The organism is Pseudomonas fungipugnans (assembly GCF_029955235.1).
GTDB lineage: Bacteria > Pseudomonadota > Gammaproteobacteria > Pseudomonadales > Pseudomonadaceae > Aquipseudomonas > Aquipseudomonas fungipugnans.
On sequence record NZ_JARBWL010000001.1, the window covers coordinates 759,059 to 776,999 of the forward strand.

A 17,941-nucleotide genomic window follows, 5' to 3' on the forward strand; every position below is an offset into this window, starting at 1 on the left:
GCGTAGTAGGAACAATCCCACTGTCAAATCTAGAACCCCATACTTTACAAATCGAGGACGAACGGACAGGAAGGCGCTGACCGGTCAGACAGGCGAAACCGCCCGGCGGGGCTCTGCTTCAGCTGTCTGGAAGGTTCGAAGCTGGGTGTTTTAGCCATCAGAAAAATATGGTTGATGGCATTTTAGATCGCAGGTTTGGTCATCGAATGGACTCACCGCGCAACCTGTAACGCACGGCCCCTGAAAGCCCCGGGCAACCTCCCGGGGCTTTTTCATTTGTGCGTCGCTTTTGCATTTCTGTGCGACAGATCCCACTTCCGGACTCCCCTCCTGCTCATCAGGGTGTTAGTTTCGAAATGTTTCTGTAATCAATCAGATACTTCTTACTCACTCCCTGCAAAGGAATGCCCCCAGCAATGGATTTCTCACTCAAGCACCTGGCCGCGACAACGTTGATGCTGGCCAGCCTTTCGTCGTTCACCACGCAAGCGGCCGACAACATCACCGCGCAACAGAGCGCGGCGATTCTCAAGACCTTCAGTGACACATCGGTCACTGATTTCAGGCAGTTCCTGGGCAGTCTGGCCAAGAGCGATCTGGCGAAAGCCGACCATCTCGGCCCGACCATCAGTGCGTTCCAGGCCAACAAGACGCTTTCCGCCGAGCAGCAGAACGAGATTTATCGCCTGCTGGGCATTTATGCGCGACTGAAGTACGGCGCGGCGGCCACCGAGACTCTGCGTGAGCTGGTGGAGATTCCGACCTTCCGTGTGGACGGCGTGGCCCAGCACGACAATCCGGAATTCATCAAGATCGGCGACAAGATCAAGGGCCTTGCCCAATCGTTCAACCTGAACTTTCGCAACGTCGACAACCGCGTCTATGAAATCTCCCTGGAAGGCAGCGGCAAGGAAGTGGTGGGCATTCACGCGCACGCCGACGTAGTGCCGGTGACGCCGGAGAACTGGGTGCTGAAAGACGGCACTCGCCTCGATCCATTCAAGGTCACGCTGATCGGCGACCGCATGTATGGCCGCGGCACCGAGGATGACAAGAACGGCATCGTCGTGACGCTCTACGCGATGAAGATCATCAAGGAAGAGAAGCTGCCGCTGGCGCGCAATTTCAAGCTGCTGGTAGACACCACCGAGGAAACCACCGGCGACGCCATCCCTTATTACTTCGAACGCAACCCGACGCCCAACTACAACCTGGCGCTGGATGGCGGCTACCCGGTAGTGATTGCCGAGAAAGGCTCGGGCACGGTCATGGCCACGTTTGCGCGGCGTAACGCCGAGGGCAAGGGCGCCGAGATCACCTCGATGACCGGCGGCCTGGCCACCAACCAGATTCCGTCGAGGTCGGTTGCCACCCTGGTAGGGGCTGATAATCCTGCCGAACTGGCCGCCACCCTGGAAAAAGACGGCGCTGATTATGCCAAGCGCAACGGTGGCGATTTCGAAGTGGCGGCCAAAGTCGTCGGCAAGGACGTACAACTGACCGTCACCGGGGTTTCCGCCCACTCCTCCGAACCTGAATCTGGCGTCAACCCAGTCGCCAGGATGCTCGACTTCATCAACAGCCTCGACGGCAAGGTTGCGCTCAAGCACAACCAGATCACTGACGCCGCTCGTTACGCCGCCGACAACTGGGGCCTGGATTACCTGGGTGGCAAACTGGGCGTCGGTTTTTCCGATGAGTTCATGGGGCCGCTGACCGCGTCCCTGACCTACGTTGCCGAGGATGACAAAGCCTTCAAACTCGCGGTCAACCTGCGCGTGCCGAAGGGCAAGTCGCCGGAAGCACTCAAGGCCGACATCGCTGAAAAGATCGCCGCCTGGAGCAAGCAGACGCACATCGCGGCGAGCTTCACCTACTCGATCTCCGAGCCGATGTACCGCAACCCCGAGGGTGAATGGGTCAAGGCGCTGCTGGCCGTGGCCACCGAAAACCTCGGTATGGAACACAAGTACGGCACCTCTGCCGGCGCCACCTCGGTGCATAAACTACCCAATGGCGTGCAGTTCGGCCTGGCCAGACCCGAAGTCAAGTACACCGGCCACACCGACGGCGAATTCAAGACCGTCGAGCAGTTCCAGCTGGACTTGCAGATCGTGACTGAAATGATCGGGCGCATCGGGCAGTTGCCGACGCTCTGATGCCACTTGCGGACCCGCCATTGCGGCGGGTCCACACCCTCAACGGCTTAGTGCGGTGCGCGCGGGATGGTCTTGAGCAGATCGTCCGGGCTGATGTAACCCACCACCGGTTCCGCTTGGCTACCCGGTAGCGGCAGGCCAAGGATATGCCCCTTGATCTTGCCGATGACGTGCATCTCGCACGGCTTGCAGTCGAACTTCAACGTCAACACCTCATCGCCATGCACCAGTTGCATCGGTGCGACTTTGGTCCGCACGCCGGTCACGCCCTTGGCCTGCTTGGGGCACAGGTTGAAGGAGAAACGCAGGCAGTGTTTGGTGATCATCACCGGCACTTCACCGGTTTCCTCGTGGGCCTCGAACGCGGCGTCGATCAGCTGAACACCGTGACGGTGATAGAAATCCCGGGCCTTCTGGTTGTAGACGTTGGCCAGGAACGACAGGTGCGATTCCGGGTACACCGGTGGCGGGTTGGTTTCGGCCTTGCGGCTGCCCCGTGGATGGGCTTTGACGCGGGCTTCGGTCAGCGCCTCGATGACTTCGCGGCGCAACGCCTTGAGCTGAGAATTGGGAATGAAGTACGCCTGCGGTGCGTCCAGCTCGATGGCCGTGGCGTGGTACTGAGTAGTGCCCAGTTGCCCGAGCAGATCGTGCAACTGTTCCAGTGCCTGCTCCGGCTTGTTGGCCATCCCGAACGGACCGTCGAGTGCGACGCTGGCGCTGACGCCCTCCTCACTCGTGGCAATCAGTTCCAGGCGATCTTCGCGTAGCCTGGCGACCCAGGCCAGTCCCACGCGGCGCTCGGCAGAAGTCTTGAGCAACGCCTGCTGCCAGTTGTGATCGAGGTTGCGGCTCAGCGGGTGATTTGGTCGCAGGCGGTACAGGCCCTCCGGCATCTCGTTGGGCTCGACGCGGTAGCGGTAGCGCTTCTGGCCGTCCTCTTCGAACTCGCCCTTGGGCTCGGCGATGTTGGCGCGAAAGCCCACGACTTCGCGTTTGACCTGCACGTTGAGGCCATCGCCATTGGACAGCGGCTCCTGGGTCACCACGTGCAGGTCGCGCTTGCCGACTTTCTCCACCACGCCCACCAGCAGACCGGTGAACGTCGGCGAGTCGAAGGCGCCGATGTCGACTTTACGTTCGCTGACGAAGTAGTCGGTGCTGCCACGGTGGAAGGTTTTGTCCGGGTCAGGCAGGAAAAAGTGCGCGGTGCGGCCGCTGGAGGCACGGGCCAGATCCGGGCGATCTTCTAGCACATCGTCCAGGCGCTGGCGATAATAGGCCGTGATGTTCTTCACGTAGCCCATGTCCTTGTAGCGGCCCTCGATCTTGAACGAACGCACGCCGGCTTCGACCAGGGCGCGGATGTTGGCGCTCTGGTTGTTGTCTTTCATCGACAGCAGGTGCTTTTCATAGGCAACCACGCGCCCCTGATCGTCTTTGAGGGTGTACGGCAGGCGGCAGGCCTGGGAGCAGTCGCCGCGGTTGGCGCTGCGACCATTTTGCGCGTGCGAGATGTTGCACTGACCGGAGAACGCCACGCACAACGCGCCATGGATAAAGAACTCGATGGCGGCGTCGGTTTCATCGGCGATGGCGCGGATCTCTTGCAGGTTCAGTTCACGCGCCAGTACCAGTTGCGAGAAGCCGGCCTGATCAAGAAACTTCGCCCGCGCCAGGGTGCGGATGTCGGTCTGGGTGCTGGCGTGCAGCTCGATTGGCGGAATGTCCAGCTCCATCACACCCAGATCCTGGACGATCAGCGCATCGACGCCGGCATCGTACAACTGGTGGATCAGCTTGCGCGCCGGCTCCAGTTCGTTGTCATGCAGGATGGTGTTGAGGGTGGTGAACACACGGGCGTGATAGCGACGGGCAAATTCAACCAGTTGGGCAATCTCGCCCACCTCGTTGCAGGCGTTGTGCCGGGCACCGAAACTCGGCCCCCCGATGTACACGGCGTCGGCGCCGTGGAGGATGGCCTCACGGGCGATGGTCACGTCGCGGGCGGGGCTGAGCAGTTCCAGGTGATGCTTGGGTAAGGACATATTTTTTAGTCTGGTTTGTCACGGGTGCGCGCATTGTAGCGGCGAAATGCGGGGGTGGCATCCGTGGGGAGCCGGATGGCGGCTCGCCCATCCCCCGGCTACTGCTAGAATCCGCCGACGACCCACCCGGAGCACCCACGATGTCGGACCGCGAAATCATCATTCCAGAGGCCATGAAAGCCATCGTCGAACGCGCCGGATACGCCCCGGCGGTCAAGGTCGGCGACACGCTGTACTGTGCCGGCCAGGTGGGCAGAACGCCCGACCTGCAAGTGATCCACGATCCCGAGCAGCAGTTCGTCACCGCCTGGGAAAGCCTGCGCAGTGTGCTGGCCGCTGGCGGTTGCAGCTTCGAGGATGTGGTCGACATGACCACTTATCACGTGGATCTGGCACAGCACATGCCGGTGTTTCGCGAGGTGAAGAACCGGCTATTCCCCAGAGGTTTGTGTGCCTGGACGTGCATCGGCGTCAGCGAACTGGCCCAGCCGGGGTTGCTGGTGGAGATCAAGTGTGTGGCGGTGCGCCGAGCCCGGTAACCACCCGCACAAAACAGTCAGGTGCCGTGGCGAGGAAGCTTGCTGCCGCCGGACTGCGTAGCGGACCCCTGCTGTACTTGAAGAGAGGGGCCGCCTCGCGCCCCAGCGGGAGCAAGCTCCCTCGCCACGGTGATGCGTCCCACTCAATGCCCGGTCGCAAGCCGATAGTGGCGCGGGGTGAAACCGGTCAGGGCCTTGAACTGTCGGGTGAACGCGCTGTGGTCGGTGTAACCGCACTGCAAGGCGACTTCGGTGATGGGAATGGTGGTGTGCAGCAAACGGTGCGCGTGTTCCAGGCGGATTTTTTGAATCATCTGCCGGGGCGTCAGGTGGAATACCCGTTTGCAGTATCTTTCCAGTTGCGCCACTGAAATGCCGGCGATACGTGTCAGTTCGCCCAGGGTGATACGGCGATTGAAATTTGCGCGTATGTGTTCGTCAACGGCGGCCAGACGCTGGTAGGCCGGATGGGTGTCGCTGGCCGATTGCAGGTCAACGGATATCCCGGCCAGGCCGATGATCACACCGTATCGGTTATACAACGGCTGTTTGTGCGTCAGGCACCAACCGGGTTCTCGACTGCCATACAAGTGCAGCTCCAGTTGATCTTGCAGAACAAAACCCTGCTCCAGTACACGCCGATCCTGCTCGGTGTAGCCCGGCCCCAATTGCTCTGGAAAGACCTCGGCGCTGGTTTTTCCAAGCAGCGGTTGCAGTTGCTTCAATCCACAGCGCTGAACCAGGGTCAGATTGGCCATGACGTAACGCGCCTGGACATCCTTGATGAATATCGCGGCATTGGGGATCACATCCAGCATCGGCAAAAGCGGCGCTACGCCCGCCAGTAATTCTTCGATGGTTTCAGGGCGACGCTGATCGTTCCCTTGGCACAAGACCGCAAAAGCGCTCTGCGTCATGAATCTCACCCTCACGATTGGCGGCCTCTTGCGAGGCGTCTTTTATCCAGATTGCTCCATGGCTGGCACGCTGTCGAGCCTCACTTTCATGCGACAGCGCAGCGGCCGCCAAGCCTTGCGCATTGTGCTGATTTCGTCATTCACACCCATGCAAAACATCAATCGCCAGCGCGCCGACGCGTTCACGCTATGGCCATTGCATGCACACCTGCCTACCCAATAACCCACAAGAAGGCGCGACGCTATGTCAGGCAAAGGCAAGTTCAAAAGACAACTTTCGTTGATAGACCTTACGTTCATCGGGCTCGGCGCGATCTTCGGTTCGGGCTGGTTGTTCGCCGCCAGTCACGTCTCCGCCATCGCCGGGCCGGCAGGGATTTTCTCCTGGCTGCTGGGAGGCTTTGCCGTGTTGTTGCTGGGCATTGTCTACTGCGAATTGGGTGCGGCGCTGCCGCGTGCCGGTGGCGTGGTTCGCTACCCGGTGTACTCCCACGGACCGTTGCTTGGCTATCTGATGGGCTTCATCACCTTGATTGCCTTCACCAGCCTGGTGGCGATCGAAGTGGTCGCCTCTCGCCAGTACGCAGCCGCCTGGTTTCCCGAGCTGACCAAGGCCGGTTCCAGTGATCCGACGATCCTTGGCTGGCTGATGCAACTGGCCCTGCTGTGCCTGTTCTTCGTGCTCAACTATCGCAGCGTGAAGACCTTTGCCATCGCCAACAACCTGGTCAGCGTGTTCAAGTTCATCGTCCCGCTGCTGGTGATCGGCGTGCTGTTCACCTTCTTCAAACCGGAAAATCTGCATGCCCAGGGCTTTGCGCCCTTCGGCCTGTCGGGCGTCGAGATGGCGGTGTCTGCGGGGGGCGTGATCTTCGCCTACCTGGGGTTGACGCCGATTATTTCGGTGGCGAGCGAAGTCAAGAACCCGCAGCGCACCATCCCGATTGCGATGATCCTGTCCGTGCTGCTGTCGACCCTGATCTATGTGCTGTTGCAACTGGCCTTCCTCGGCGGCGTGCCCACCGAGATGCTGGTCAACGGCTGGGCGGGCGTCACCCAGCAACTGGCGCTGCCGTATCGCGACATCGCCCTGGCGCTGGGCGTGGGTTGGTTGGCTTATCTGGTGGTCGCTGACGCGGTGATCTCCCCCAGCGGCTGCGGCAACATCTACATGAACGCGACACCGCGCGTGGTCTATGGCTGGGCACAAACCGGCACGTTCTTCAAGGTGTTCACCCGCATCGACGAAAAGTCCGGCATCCCGCGCCCGGCGCTGTGGTTGACCTTCGCCTTGTCGGTGTTCTGGACCCTGCCCTTTCCTTCCTGGGAGGCGCTGATCAACGTTGTCTCCGCCGCGCTGGTGTTGAGCTACGCGGTCGCCCCGGTGTCGGTTGCCGCGCTACGGCGCAATGCGCCTGACATGCCGCGCCCGTTCCGGGTCAAGGGCATGAGCGTGCTGGGCCCGCTGTCATTCATCATCGCCGCGCTGATCGTCTACTGGTCGGGTTGGGACACCGTGTCCTGGCTGCTCGGCCTGCAAATCCTGATGTTCGTGGTGTACCTGCTGTGCGGTCGCTTCGTGCCGACCCATCACCTGAGCCTGGCCCGACAAGTGCGCTCGTCGGCGTGGCTGATCGGCTTCTACGCCGTGACCATCGTGCTATCGAAGCTCGGCAGTTTCGGCGGCCTGGGCGTGCTCAGCCATCCCTTCGACACCCTGGCCGTGGCGGCCTGTGCGCTGGGCATCTATTGCTGGGGCGCGGCAACCGGCGTGCCGGCACATCTGGTCCGGCTGGAAGATGAAGACGACGAAAGCGAAGCTGAACCGACACTCGCCGGCCCGGCGACAGGTCAACGCCCTGCCGCTGCGCGCATCCAGGCTTCTTCCTGAGATTCAGGCTCTCTGCCAAAGGACAGTTTCATGAAAAAAGTGCATGTCATCGACTCCCACACTGGCGGCGAACCGACGCGTCTGGTGATGAAAGGCTTTCCCCCATTGCCCGGCGCCACCATGGTCGAGAAGCGCGACGCCCTGCGCAACCAGCATGACCAATGGCGCCGTGCCTGCCTGCTGGAACCCCGTGGCAACGATGTGCTGGTCGGCGCGCTGTATTGCGAACCGGTGTCGGCGGGCGCCACCTGCGGCGTGATCTTCTTCAATAACGCCGGCTACCTCGGCATGTGCGGTCACGGCACCATCGGCCTGATCAACTCGTTGCACTACCTGGGGCAGATCGACCCCGGTGTGCACAAGATCGACACGCCGGTCGGGCCGGTTGACGCCACGCTGCATGACGACGGCACGGTGACGCTGCGCAATGTGCCCGCCTACCGCTTGCGCCAACAGGTGCCGGTCGACGTACCGGGGCATGGCCGCGTCTACGGTGATATCGCCTGGGGCGGCAACTGGTTTTTCCTGGTGTCCGACCACGGGCAGACGTTGCAACTGGACAACGTCGAAGCCCTCACCGCGTTCACCTGGGCGATGCTCAAGGCGCTTGAAGCCCAGGGCATCCATGGCGAAGACGGCGCGCTCATCGACCATGTCGAACTGTTTGCCGAGGATGACCGGGCCGACAGCCGCAACTTCGTCATGTGCCCTGGCAAGGCCTACGACCGCTCGCCCTGCGGCACCGGCACCAGCGCCAAACTGGCGTGCCTGGCGGCCGATGGAAAACTGGCCGCCGGTGAACCCTGGGTCCAGGCCAGCATCACCGCCAGCCAGTTCATCGGCCGTTACGAATGGGACGGCGAACGCGTGCGCCCGTTCATCACCGGCCAGGCCTTCATGACCGCCGACTGCACCCTGCTGATCGACGAACAGGATGCCTTTGCGTGGGGCATCTGAGTGACCGCGCATCGCTTCTCCCTCAATCCATTCGAATCAACGCTTCAAGGAGTTACAACAATGAGCGACAACATTTTCACTGGCTGCATTCCCGCGCTGATGACCCCGTGCACCCAGGAGCGCAAGCCTGACTTCGACGCACTGGTGGCCAAGGGTCGCGAACTGATCGATATCGGCATGAGCGCGGTGGTGTACTGCGGCTCCATGGGTGACTGGCCGCTGCTGACCGAAGCCGAGCGTCAGGAAGGCGTGGCGCGCCTGGTCGCGGCGGGTGTTCCAACCATCGTCGGCACCGGGGCGGTCAACAGCCGCGAAGCGATTTCCCATACGGCGCATGCGGCCAAAGTCGGCGCACATGGCTTGATGGTCATCCCTCGTGTCCTGTCTCGCGGTGCATCGCCTGCGGCGCAAAAAGCCCACTTCAGCGCGATCCTGAAGGCCGCTCCGAACCTGCCCTCGGTGATCTACAACAGCCCCTACTACGGCTTCGCCACCCGCGCCGATTTGTTCTTCGAACTGCGCCGCGAGCACCCGAACCTGATCGGCTTCAAGGAGTTCGGCGGTGCCGCCGACCTGCGTTATGCCGCCGAGAACATCACCTCGCAAGACGACAACGTCACGCTGATGGTCGGCGTCGATACGCAAGTGGTACACGGCTTCGTCAACTGCAACGCCACTGGCGCGATTACCGGCATCGGCAACGCGCTGCCCCGCGAAGTGCTGCAACTGGTGGCGCTGAGCAAGCAGGCGGCCAAAGGCGACGCCAAGGCCCGGCGACTGGCCAGAGAGCTGGAGTCGGCACTGGCGGTCTTGTCCTCGTTCGATGAGGGCTGCGACCTGGTGCTCTATTACAAGCACCTGATGGTGCTCAATGGCGACCAGCAATACAGCCTGCATTTCAACGAAACCGATGCACTCAGCGACGCCCAGCGCCATTACGCCGAGCACCAGTACGCGTTGTTCCGCCAGTGGTACAAAAACTGGTCGGCAGAACAGAACGTCGCCTGACCGCCACCTGTGTCCGAGCCCGACGGCGCTGCTGTTTCGCCGTCGGGCCCCTCCTCTTTTCCAGGAAAGCGCCATGACTCTGACAGGCAACATGCTGATCGGTCAGCAGGCCGTTACCGGTAGCCAGCAAGCGCTCCGGGCCATCGATCCAGCCACCGATCACCCACTCGAACCCGCCTATCCCGGCGCCACCGGCGCGCATGTCGAACAGGCGTGCGCGTTGGCGTGGGCAGCCTTTGACAGCTATCGCGAGACGCCTTTGACTGTCCGCGCCCACTTTCTCGAAACGATTGCCGATGAGATCGAATCACTGGGCGACGAACTGATTGAGCGCGCTGTCGCCGAGACCGGCCTGCCGCGCCCGCGCATCCTGGGTGAACGCGGTCGCACCTGCCAGCAGCTGCGAACCTTTGCCCGCGTCGTGCGTGCCGGTGACTGGCTGGGCGTGCGCGTTGACACGGCGTTAGCGCAGCGCCAGCCACTGCCACGTCCGGACCTGCGTCAACGCCAGGTGCCGCTGGGCCCGGTGGCCGTGTTTGGCGCCAGCAACTTTCCGCTGGCCTTCTCCGTCGCCGGCGGTGACAGCGCTTCAGCCTTGGCGGCGGGTTGCCCGGTGATCGTCAAGGCGCACGGCGCTCATCCCGGCACCAGCGAACTGGTGGGCCGTGCGGTCGCTGATGCCGTGAAAAAATGCGGGCTGCCCGAAGGCGTATTTTCGCTGCTGTTCGGTGCGGGCAATGACGTCGGTATCGCCCTGGTCAGCGACCCACGTATCAAGGCGGTGGGCTTTACCGGTTCACGCAATGGCGGCATCGCTTTGTGCAAGGCTGCACAGGCTCGTCCTGAACCGATCCCGGTGTTTGCCGAAATGAGTTCGATCAACCCGGTGCTGCTTTTCCCGGCGGCGCTGGACGCGCGCGGCGAAGCGCTGGCGCAAGGATTTGTCGCTTCACTGACCCAGGGCGCTGGCCAGTTCTGCACCAACCCCGGTCTGGTGATTGCCCGTCAGGGGCCGGGCCTTGAGCGTTTCATCAAGACGGCGGCGGGCCTGGTGGAACGCATTACGGCGCAGACCATGCTCACTCCCGGCATCTTCAACGCCTACGAAACCGGCGTCGGTCTGCTGCTCGAACACGCTAACGCGCAGCTGACAGCCGCTGGCCTCAGGGGTGAAAGCCCGAATCAATGCCAGGCCCATCTGTTCGTCACGCAGGCGCAGGATTTCCTCGCCGACGCGGCGTTGCAGGCCGAGATATTCGGCGCCGCTTCACTGATCGTGCAATGTGCTGATGACGATGAAACACGCCAGGTCATCGAACACCTTGAAGGACAACTGACTGCAACCTTGCACCTGGATGACGCTGACCTTGAGCACGCCAGGGCGTTGCTGCCGGTGCTGGAGCGCAAAGCCGGGCGCCTGTTGGTCAACGGCTGGCCAACGGGCGTCGAGGTCAGCGATGCCATGGTGCATGGCGGCCCCTTTCCGGCCACCTCGGACTCGCGCACGACCTCGGTCGGCACTGCCGCCATCCTGCGGTTCCTGCGTCCGGTCTGCTACCAGGACTTCCCTGACAGCTTGCTGCCTGCCGCGCTCAAACACGGCAATCCGCTGCAACTGCGCCGCCTGCTCGATGGCCAGGGAGAAGCTCAAGACAATGTCTGATCATCTCGCTTCAACCGGTCCACACGACACTACCGATATCGCGGTGGTCGGCGCCGGCATCATTGGCGTCGCCTGTGCCTTGCGTCTGGCGCGCCAGGGTTTGCGGGTGGTGGTGATCGATCAACAGGATCCCGGCCGGGGTGCCTCGTACGGCAATGCCGGGCATGTGGCGACCGAGCAAGTGTTTCCGGTTGCCGACCTGTCGATCCTCAAGCGTCTGCCGGGCATGCTCATGGATCCGATGGGGCCGCTGCGTCTGGACTGGCAGTACATGCCCCGCGCCCTGCCCTGGTTCACCCGCCTGTTGTTGAACCTGCGCCCGGCGCCTTTCCAGCGTACGGTGGCCGGCCTGCGCGCACTCAACGAAAGCAGCCTCGGTGCGTGGCACCGGTTGCTGGCGGAAATCGGCCGCCCGGAGCTGCTGAGAGAAGACGGTTCGTTGCTGGTGTTCGAACGTCCCGATTCGCGCCTGGCCATCGACGCATTACAGGCACGGATGCGCGCTCAGGCAGTGCCGGTCGACTACTGGACCGCCAGCGCCGTGCGCGACGTGGCGCCACAACTCAGCGAGCGGATTCAGGGGGGGTTGTTCTACCCGCGCACCGGGCACTTTGTTGACCCGTACCGGGCCGTCTGTGCACTGGTTGAGGCCGCCAAGGCCAGCGGCGTGCAGTTCTTGAAGCATCGGGTCCTGGGCGGACATTTACACGAGCGTGGCGTTTCGCTGATCACCGAACAAGGCTATTTGACGGCCCGTCAGGTGCTGATCGCCTGTGGCGCCCATTCCGCGACACTCACCGCTGCGCTGACCGGCAAAAAAGTCCCGCTGGACACGGAACGCGGCTATCACCTGATGTTGCCCCATGAGCATGATCGGCTGCCTTTCGCCGTCACCTCGCTGGAGCGCAAGTTCATCATGACGCCGATGGCTGACGGGTTGCGGTTGGCGGGCACCGTCGAATTCGCTGGCCTCAAGCGCCCGGCGAACATGGCGCGCGCCTGGCAACTGCACCGCCTGAGCAAAGGCCTGTTCAGCGATGATTTGAACGCGGCGGATGCCACGCCCTGGATGGGCTTTCGTCCGTCGTTGCCGGACTCCCTGCCGATCATCGATCGGGTGTGCGATGGCCGGGTGCTACTCGCTTTCGGCCACCAACACCTGGGCCTGACCCAAGCTGCAATCACTGCCGAACTCATCGCCCGGATGGCATTACCGGCGACCATCAGCAACAGCCATGGGTTGCCAGCGATCGAGCCGTACAGGCTGGGGCGTTTCTGAGCGAAGGCTGGCAACGGAAACCGTTCCAACCTGCGCTGTTTTTGCACCCCGGCATCAACGATACCGCATTAATAAATGGATAATTGCTGACCGATGAAAAAGAAAATCATCTAACAACACCAGGAGTGAAAAACGTTGCTCGACCATTGAGAACGGTAGACTCCCTCTATCCGGGTGGCCGAGCAGACAGGGAAAGTAGACTTCGGAGCAACCAGTCAACATCAGTAAAAAAGGCATTGAAATGTCTTCAATGCTTCAGGCGTTGAACATCCGCAATACAAATGTGAAAGGCACAATGAAGTGCCCTTCCCATTTCAACGCTATGACGCTTGAGTGGTCTTTGAGGCGAGTGGGTAAACCAGCCAGGACTCACCCTCGACTTCTTCCCAGGATGCCCCCTGGGCCACCAATACTTTCGCCAGTCGCTCACGAACCTGATTGATCTGCGAGTTTGCAACACTGTCGATGAATCGTCCTCGCACCGAAGAAAGCTCTTTGACATAGCGCTCGATCCGGTGGATCAACGAGATGAACTGCGAAACCGCGCCGCTTGTTCCTTTGGCGCTTTCGATGGCGGTGAAGTTACACACCGTCAAGGTGCTGTCTTCAAACCGGTACACCAGTTCGAAATCTCCCAACTGGACCTGCCAACCCATGACGAATTCGCTTTTTTCAAAATAGGCGACTTCTGGCTGCAAACCCTGCGACTTGAGAAACTGCGTGACCGGATCAATAGACTGGAGAGCAGGCATTTCACTTCGCCCTCATCTGTACGGCATTGGCCATCCGCTCATAGAGGCCGACCAGTTCACGGGTGGCGTCACGCAGTTGTCGCGAAGCCTCGGCGGCACGGTCGGCGGTGGCTGCCACGTTTTTCGCAAAGTTTTCCGCGGCATTGGCCTGGAACTCTCCCAGTATTTGCGCTTGTTGCGCGTCACGACTGACACCCGCTGCCGCAACCCCGCCAAGCCCCTCACTGACTTTGCCGAGCCCCGTGGTGGCCGACGACGCCAGTTGGCTGCCGGTCAGGGCGCCACCAAAATTCACGACACCGGACACAATCTGGCCAATCGCCCCGGTCATGGCGGCCTTGAAGGTCGATTCAATCGCGCTTTGCTTGGTCTCCAGCGCTGTGAGCTGTTTATCGAAGGCATTCTTTTGCATGTCATCGTGAAACTCGCGCAAGGTATCGCGCATCTCGATGTTCATTTTCTTCATCAGCATGATGATTTCGTTGATGCGCGTGAACGCGTTGTCCCCGGTATCGAACGTACGGGTGTCCCCGGCGTCCTGCACGGGCAAAGCAGCGGCCAACGGTTGAGTATTCACTGTAGTGGTCATCTGTTCTTCTCCTGGTATCAAACCATTGCCGAGGCAATCTGCACTTGCACCGCACCGGCTTGCGCGATGGCTTTACTGCCGTCCTGCACCACCTGGGACTGTCCTTCGATCAGTTCACCGATGCGCTTCATGGCGGCGTCTTTTTCGTCTTTGTAGAAGGTGAAAAGCGACTGCAGCCATTGCTGATCGAGCATCAGTTGACTGATCTCTTTCTGCAGCTTGGCGCGGTCCACGGCCAGCGCCCCGGAGGTGATCTGGCTGGCGCCGGCCACCGCGCTGCGGGTGACGTTGACGGCGGTATAGGTCGAAGCCTTGAGCGCGACTTGCAGCACTTCGCGATTGATCTCCTTGGTCACGGCCTTGGTCACTTCCTTGGCGGTCATTTCCACGCCTTTGTCGATCGCGCCGTACCCGACCTTTTGCACCGCTTTGGTCACCAGCTGTTCGATGGCTTCCTGGGAAAACTTCTCCAACATCCGGTTGACGCCGAGCTGTTGCACGATTTTCTGCGCCGCTTCCTTGCCGGCGGTCTTGGACGCTTCCATGGCAGCCTTGCCCAGGCTCTGGGCAATTTGCGCGGACACCTGCGACGCCACTTCCTTGCCGACCATCTTCGCGGTCTGGTCGATGGCGCCTTTGCTACCGGCCTTGATGCCCGCCACCAGGGCTTGTTCGGCACCTTCCTTGAGCACCGTTCCGGCGACTTTCGGAATGACTTTGGTCATCAGCATGTTGCGGGCGGCACTGGTGATGTCGATCACGGCCCCGGCAATTTCAAAGCCCAGCTGGACCTTACCGGCGACATCGGCGATTTCCCGGTACTTTTGCGCGTTGTCGGGATCGATCAGGGCCATGGTGTTGGCGGCCGCCTTGACCACGCCGGCGAGCCCCGCCATCAGGTCCATCGCCCCGCCGGCAGCCGTCATGACATTGCCGGTCAGCGCGCCACCGACGATCTTCGCCACGCCCGTGACAATTTCCACGGCGGCGATCACCCAATCGAAGATCACGCCGAAGATGCCTGCCTTCTTGGCTTTCTCCTGCTGCTCAACGGCTTTGTCCATTTGCTCGCGGAAGTCCACCACCTCTTGCTGGCGCACTCGCTCCTGCTTGTCGGTCATGATCGCCAGGGCCTTGGACTTGGCCATGGCGGTACTGCCCAGGATTTCACTGGACAGCAGTGTCGAGGCCAACATGATCGAGTCCATCGGGATCTTTTCCAGATCCTTGAGGCTGATCGGTGTGCCGCTGTCGTTCTTGGCCGGGACATTGGCAAAGATCCGGTCCAGGGCTTTCATGGCCTCAAGCTGCGACACCTGGAGCTTGGGCGGCGGCGGTGTATTGACCCGCGAATGCTGCTGGCTGATATCGCCGAATGCCGTCGAAGGACCGCGCGAACCCGTGGTCCCGGTTTGGGCTTCTGTGTGGATTTTCGGGGTGTCCGGGACGAGCATCTGCTCGGTTTGCGGCGCCGTCAGCGGGCGCGTATTCAAGGTGATGCTCATGCCGATCCCTCCACCGCACAATGAGCCAGCAATTGCGCGGCACTGTGCTGAATAACCTCATGTTCAGGTTGTTGGTTACACCATTTGATCGCGGCATTGAATGCTTTACGGGCGCATTCGATCTGCCCCAGAAGGCTATGGCTGATGCCGGCGAAATAGGCGGATCGGGGATCATCCACTTTGATCATCCCGGAGCGCCCGAAACTGCTGACCGCCTCTTGATGCAGGCCCAGCCGCTGGTTGCACAGCCCCAAGGCCAGCCAGCACTCGAAGTTCCAGTGGTCGATACGCACCAGCAGGGTGTAGACGTTGCGTGCGGCTTGAACATCGCCGCTGTTGAACAGCTGCGTCGCGTAGGCATAAAGCTTGTCGATATCGTCTTGCGTGATATCAGCCAACATACGAATCGAGCCACCGCGTGCGAAGAAATGCTGAAGCACTTCGTGGTCGTCCTGACCGGCACTGCTAATAGGTTGTGTCATGATGACTCCTTGCAAAAACAACCGCCCTCCATGGCTGGCCACCTTGGAAAAAGCGGTGGCCAGCGCGTTATCCAATCAACGGATAGCGGAGGCAGTGCCCTTGGTCATTTCAGCGAGCATGCTTTGCATGCTCTGGGTCAGTTGGTTGGAGGTGCTGTAGTTCTGCATCACTTGCTGCAACTTCAGCTGGCTTTGCTGGTTGAAGTCGGTTGCACGACCCGCCACCGTTTCCAGCGAAGACTTGACCATCATCAGGTCGCCCTTATCGAGCTTGCCGCCCTTGCCTTCCATGAACTCGTCGATGGTCTTGCCGTCGACCAGAATGTTGTTGGCCTTCATGTAGTCAATGACACTCGCCGGCAGCTCCCCGGTGCTTTCCGGCTTGTCCAGCTTGGCCATCACCCCTTCCACCAGGTTGGCTTTCTCCTGGGCGTCACGGGCGATTTCGGACTTCTTGTTCATCTGTGCGAACAGGTCATTACCCGACTGGGTCAGCTGCAACATGATGTTCTGCATGGTCTGCAGGCCGTTGCTGAACATCGATTGCGAATTGACGATCGACTGCGGCGTTGGCTGCACCGAGCCCAGGGAGTTGATCGAGTTAAATTTATTGGCAATAGGATCCATCGTGTTTCTCCAAAGGATTCAAGCAAAGTTTCGACTGAATTTTTTCAGTGCAGTGTTTTTTACCGCGGGTACTTCTTTTTTTACTGACGAGCCTTGTTCAAGTGCGGACAACGCGTGCAGTTGCTCTCCCACTTTCTTGAGACTTTTTTCAGATGTCGCCATTTTTTCGACAAATCGACGCTGCGAGTCATTTCCCTCACGGCTCATATAGTCGTTCAACTTGTTCAGTTTTTTCCGGGCTTGCGGATCACACTCCGCACGCTGCTGAAGTTCAGACACTTCGGCTTGCAGCTTTTCGAATTCCTGTGTCTGACGAGCAAACATCGATTTGTTTCTAGCCAGCTCGACCAGCATGGCTTTCAGTTTTTCCATATCGTCCATTCAGCACTCCACCCTCAGGACAAAAGCAGATTAGCCCGTTATCCACGCCCTCTTTTATGGAAGTCGATAAGGGTTTACTTTTTTGCCTATTGATCGGTTGAAAGGTTTATTACGCCATTGCGATTAACGGATAGCCGATGCCGTGCCTTTGGTCATTTCGGCCAACATGCTTTGCATACTTTGAGTCAACTGGTTGGACGTGCTGAAGTTCTGCATGACTTGTTGCAACTTCAACTGACTTTGCTGGTTGAAATCGGTGGCACGGCCCGCCACCGACTCGAGGGAGGACTTGACCATCATCAAGTCGCCCTTGTCGAAGGCCATGGAGTCTTCAAGCGCCTGGCGCAGGGTGTTCATGTGCTCCAGGCTGACCTTTTTGCCGCTCTGGAAATTGACTTCCGGCAGTCCCCAGACATAGTCGGATGCCTTCTTGCCATCCACGGTGATGCCATTTTCATCCATGTAGGTGATCACCTCCTGCCATGAACGGGTTTCCATGCCTTCAGGGCCGGACGCGGCGATCTTGGCCATCAGCGTCTCAAGGCTGGCCTGGGCGCCGGAGCGTTCTCCCATGAACTCGTCAATGGTCTTGCCGTCCACCAGAATATGGTTGGCGCGCATATAAGCCACGGTACTTTCCGGCAAGGGCAACTTGTCCCCTGGCTTTGCCAGCCTGGACATGACGGCCTCGACCTGATTGGCCATTTCTTGCGCATCGCGGGCAATCTCGGACTTCTTGTTCATCTGTGCAAACAAGTCATTACCCGACTGAGTGAGTTGCAACATGATGGTTTGCATGCTCATCAAACCATTGCTGAACATCGATTGTGGATTGGCAACGGACTGTGGCGTTGGGCGCACGTCCTCCAGCGGACTTTTCGGGGTAGTTGCTGTTACGGCCATATTCATATACGCATTCCCAAGGTTTTCACAATGACACCCTGATAGTACAACTCGCCCACATTTGCTCTTCTGAATTCCCCTCAAACATTCCGGTTTTCACCGAAACGCCGTCGCCTTACATATTCAATCAATCACTGATGAAAATGATCACGGCCGCGCCTTATCTTTCAGGTCATCACCCGATGCATATTTTTCCGCGCCCGCGTGACCATGGCGTTCACTCAGACAGTGATCCAGGAAG

Annotated in this window: 17 protein-coding genes; 8 read left to right on the forward strand and 9 right to left on the reverse strand. The window is 60.2% G+C overall.

The genetic code is table 11. The annotated features are described in order from the left end of the window. Positions 1-416: 416 nt before the first annotated feature. Positions 417-2,159: a dipeptidase gene (locus POF45_RS03055; RefSeq protein WP_259502775.1), complete on the forward strand. Its 1,743-nt coding sequence runs from the start codon at positions 417-419 to the stop codon at positions 2,157-2,159. 47 nt (positions 2,160-2,206) lie between these two features. Here the strand turns inward: POF45_RS03055 and POF45_RS03060 are convergent, their stop codons facing one another. Continuing rightward, on the reverse strand, positions 2,207-4,207 hold the full coding sequence (locus POF45_RS03060) for a peptidase U32 family protein (RefSeq protein WP_259502774.1): 2,001 nt from the start codon (positions 4,205-4,207) through the stop codon (positions 2,207-2,209). A 140-nt stretch (positions 4,208-4,347) separates the two neighbouring features. Here POF45_RS03060 and POF45_RS03065 point away from each other — a divergent pair, with 140 nt between their 5' ends. After that, positions 4,348-4,746, forward strand: coding sequence for a RidA family protein (locus POF45_RS03065; protein WP_259502773.1), 399 nt, complete (start codon positions 4,348-4,350; stop codon positions 4,744-4,746). Positions 4,747-4,889: 143 nt separating this feature from the next. On the opposite strand, the gene POF45_RS03070 is transcribed toward POF45_RS03065, so the two are convergent. After that, complete coding sequence (locus POF45_RS03070; RefSeq protein ID WP_282315020.1) at positions 4,890-5,663, reverse strand: AraC family transcriptional regulator; 774 nt, start codon at positions 5,661-5,663, stop codon at positions 4,890-4,892. Between POF45_RS03070 and POF45_RS03075 the strand changes: the two genes are divergently transcribed. The 6 genes from POF45_RS03075 to POF45_RS03100 all read left to right on the forward strand — a co-directional run bounded on the left by POF45_RS03075 (position 5,662) and on the right by POF45_RS03100 (position 12,461). After that, positions 5,662-5,886 (forward strand): hypothetical protein, encoded by a 225-nt coding sequence (locus POF45_RS03075; protein WP_259502771.1) that lies wholly within the window; start codon positions 5,662-5,664, stop codon positions 5,884-5,886. The two genes, POF45_RS03070 and POF45_RS03075, sit on opposite strands and share 2 nt — an antisense overlap. A 21-nt stretch (positions 5,887-5,907) precedes the next feature. Then, the gene (locus POF45_RS03080) at positions 5,908-7,554 is read left to right on the forward strand and encodes an APC family permease (protein WP_282315021.1); all 1,647 of its coding nucleotides are present in this window, start codon (positions 5,908-5,910) and stop codon (positions 7,552-7,554) included. 30 nt (positions 7,555-7,584) lie between these two features. Next, complete coding sequence (locus POF45_RS03085; protein ID WP_259502769.1) at positions 7,585-8,511, forward strand: 4-hydroxyproline epimerase; 927 nt, start codon at positions 7,585-7,587, stop codon at positions 8,509-8,511. Between the two features lie 60 nt (positions 8,512-8,571). Further along, entirely contained in the window at positions 8,572-9,519 is a 948-nt protein-coding gene (locus tag POF45_RS03090; protein ID WP_259502768.1) for a dihydrodipicolinate synthase family protein, read from the forward strand. 73 nt (positions 9,520-9,592) lie between these two features. Further along, a complete protein-coding gene (locus tag POF45_RS03095; protein ID WP_282315022.1) occupies positions 9,593-11,182 on the forward strand; it encodes an aldehyde dehydrogenase (NADP(+)) in 1,590 nt (529 codons plus the stop codon). Continuing rightward, complete coding sequence (locus POF45_RS03100) at positions 11,175-12,461, forward strand: NAD(P)/FAD-dependent oxidoreductase (RefSeq protein WP_282315023.1); 1,287 nt, start codon at positions 11,175-11,177, stop codon at positions 12,459-12,461. Before POF45_RS03095 ends, POF45_RS03100 begins: the two co-directional genes overlap by 8 nt. Before the next feature lie 320 nt (positions 12,462-12,781). Here the strand turns inward: POF45_RS03100 and sseE are convergent, their stop codons facing one another. The 7 genes from sseE to POF45_RS03135 all read right to left on the reverse strand — a co-directional run bounded on the left by sseE (position 12,782) and on the right by POF45_RS03135 (position 17,706). Beyond that, positions 12,782-13,213 (reverse strand): type III secretion system effector protein SseE, encoded by a 432-nt coding sequence (gene sseE, locus POF45_RS03105; protein ID WP_259502765.1) that lies wholly within the window; start codon positions 13,211-13,213, stop codon positions 12,782-12,784. A gap of 1 nt (position 13,214) precedes the next feature. Then, positions 13,215-13,802 (reverse strand): type III secretion system translocon protein SseD, encoded by a 588-nt coding sequence (sseD, locus tag POF45_RS03110; RefSeq protein ID WP_282315024.1) that lies wholly within the window; start codon positions 13,800-13,802, stop codon positions 13,215-13,217. Between the two features lie 17 nt (positions 13,803-13,819). Then, a complete protein-coding gene (gene sctE / locus POF45_RS03115) occupies positions 13,820-15,307 on the reverse strand; it encodes a type III secretion system translocon subunit SseC family protein (RefSeq protein ID WP_282315025.1) in 1,488 nt (495 codons plus the stop codon). After that, positions 15,304-15,789 (reverse strand): SycD/LcrH family type III secretion system chaperone, encoded by a 486-nt coding sequence (locus tag POF45_RS03120; RefSeq protein WP_259502762.1) that lies wholly within the window; start codon positions 15,787-15,789, stop codon positions 15,304-15,306. Before POF45_RS03120 ends, sctE begins: the two co-directional genes overlap by 4 nt. Positions 15,790-15,864: 75 nt before the next feature. Continuing rightward, positions 15,865-16,416 (reverse strand): type III secretion system translocon protein SseB, encoded by a 552-nt coding sequence (sseB, locus tag POF45_RS03125; RefSeq protein WP_259502761.1) that lies wholly within the window; start codon positions 16,414-16,416, stop codon positions 15,865-15,867. A gap of 18 nt (positions 16,417-16,434) precedes the next feature. Next, positions 16,435-16,797, reverse strand: a complete 363-nt coding sequence (locus tag POF45_RS03130) for a hypothetical protein (protein WP_282315026.1) — start codon at positions 16,795-16,797, stop codon at positions 16,435-16,437. Positions 16,798-16,920: 123 nt separating this feature from the next. Continuing rightward, positions 16,921-17,706 (reverse strand): hypothetical protein, encoded by a 786-nt coding sequence (locus tag POF45_RS03135; protein WP_259502759.1) that lies wholly within the window; start codon positions 17,704-17,706, stop codon positions 16,921-16,923. Positions 17,707-17,941 lie beyond the last annotated feature (235 nt).

What these genes read in the sequence shown, in the direction of transcription:
- POF45_RS03055 (WP_259502775.1), top strand. Translation starts at nt 417, where the DNA reads ATGGATTTCTCACTCAAGCACCTGGCCGCGACAACGTTGATGCTGGCC.
- POF45_RS03060 (WP_259502774.1), bottom strand. Translation starts at nt 4,207, where the DNA reads ATGTCCTTACCCAAGCATCACCTGGAACTGCTCAGCCCCGCCCGCGAC.
- POF45_RS03065 (WP_259502773.1), top strand. Translation starts at nt 4,348, where the DNA reads ATGTCGGACCGCGAAATCATCATTCCAGAGGCCATGAAAGCCATCGTC.
- POF45_RS03075 (WP_259502771.1), top strand. Translation starts at nt 5,662, where the DNA reads ATGAATCTCACCCTCACGATTGGCGGCCTCTTGCGAGGCGTCTTTTAT.
- POF45_RS03070 (WP_282315020.1), bottom strand. Translation starts at nt 5,663, where the DNA reads ATGACGCAGAGCGCTTTTGCGGTCTTGTGCCAAGGGAACGATCAGCGT.
- POF45_RS03080 (WP_282315021.1), top strand. Translation starts at nt 5,908, where the DNA reads ATGTCAGGCAAAGGCAAGTTCAAAAGACAACTTTCGTTGATAGACCTT.
- POF45_RS03085 (WP_259502769.1), top strand. Translation starts at nt 7,585, where the DNA reads ATGAAAAAAGTGCATGTCATCGACTCCCACACTGGCGGCGAACCGACG.
- POF45_RS03090 (WP_259502768.1), top strand. Translation starts at nt 8,572, where the DNA reads ATGAGCGACAACATTTTCACTGGCTGCATTCCCGCGCTGATGACCCCG.
- POF45_RS03095 (WP_282315022.1), top strand. Translation starts at nt 9,593, where the DNA reads ATGACTCTGACAGGCAACATGCTGATCGGTCAGCAGGCCGTTACCGGT.
- POF45_RS03100 (WP_282315023.1), top strand. Translation starts at nt 11,175, where the DNA reads ATGTCTGATCATCTCGCTTCAACCGGTCCACACGACACTACCGATATC.
- sseE (WP_259502765.1), bottom strand. Translation starts at nt 13,213, where the DNA reads ATGCCTGCTCTCCAGTCTATTGATCCGGTCACGCAGTTTCTCAAGTCG.
- sseD (WP_282315024.1), bottom strand. Translation starts at nt 13,802, where the DNA reads ATGACCACTACAGTGAATACTCAACCGTTGGCCGCTGCTTTGCCCGTG.
- sctE (WP_282315025.1), bottom strand. Translation starts at nt 15,307, where the DNA reads ATGAGCATCACCTTGAATACGCGCCCGCTGACGGCGCCGCAAACCGAG.
- POF45_RS03120 (WP_259502762.1), bottom strand. Translation starts at nt 15,789, where the DNA reads ATGACACAACCTATTAGCAGTGCCGGTCAGGACGACCACGAAGTGCTT.
- sseB (WP_259502761.1), bottom strand. Translation starts at nt 16,416, where the DNA reads ATGGATCCTATTGCCAATAAATTTAACTCGATCAACTCCCTGGGCTCG.
- POF45_RS03130 (WP_282315026.1), bottom strand. Translation starts at nt 16,797, where the DNA reads ATGGACGATATGGAAAAACTGAAAGCCATGCTGGTCGAGCTGGCTAGA.
- POF45_RS03135 (WP_259502759.1), bottom strand. Translation starts at nt 17,706, where the DNA reads ATGAATATGGCCGTAACAGCAACTACCCCGAAAAGTCCGCTGGAGGAC.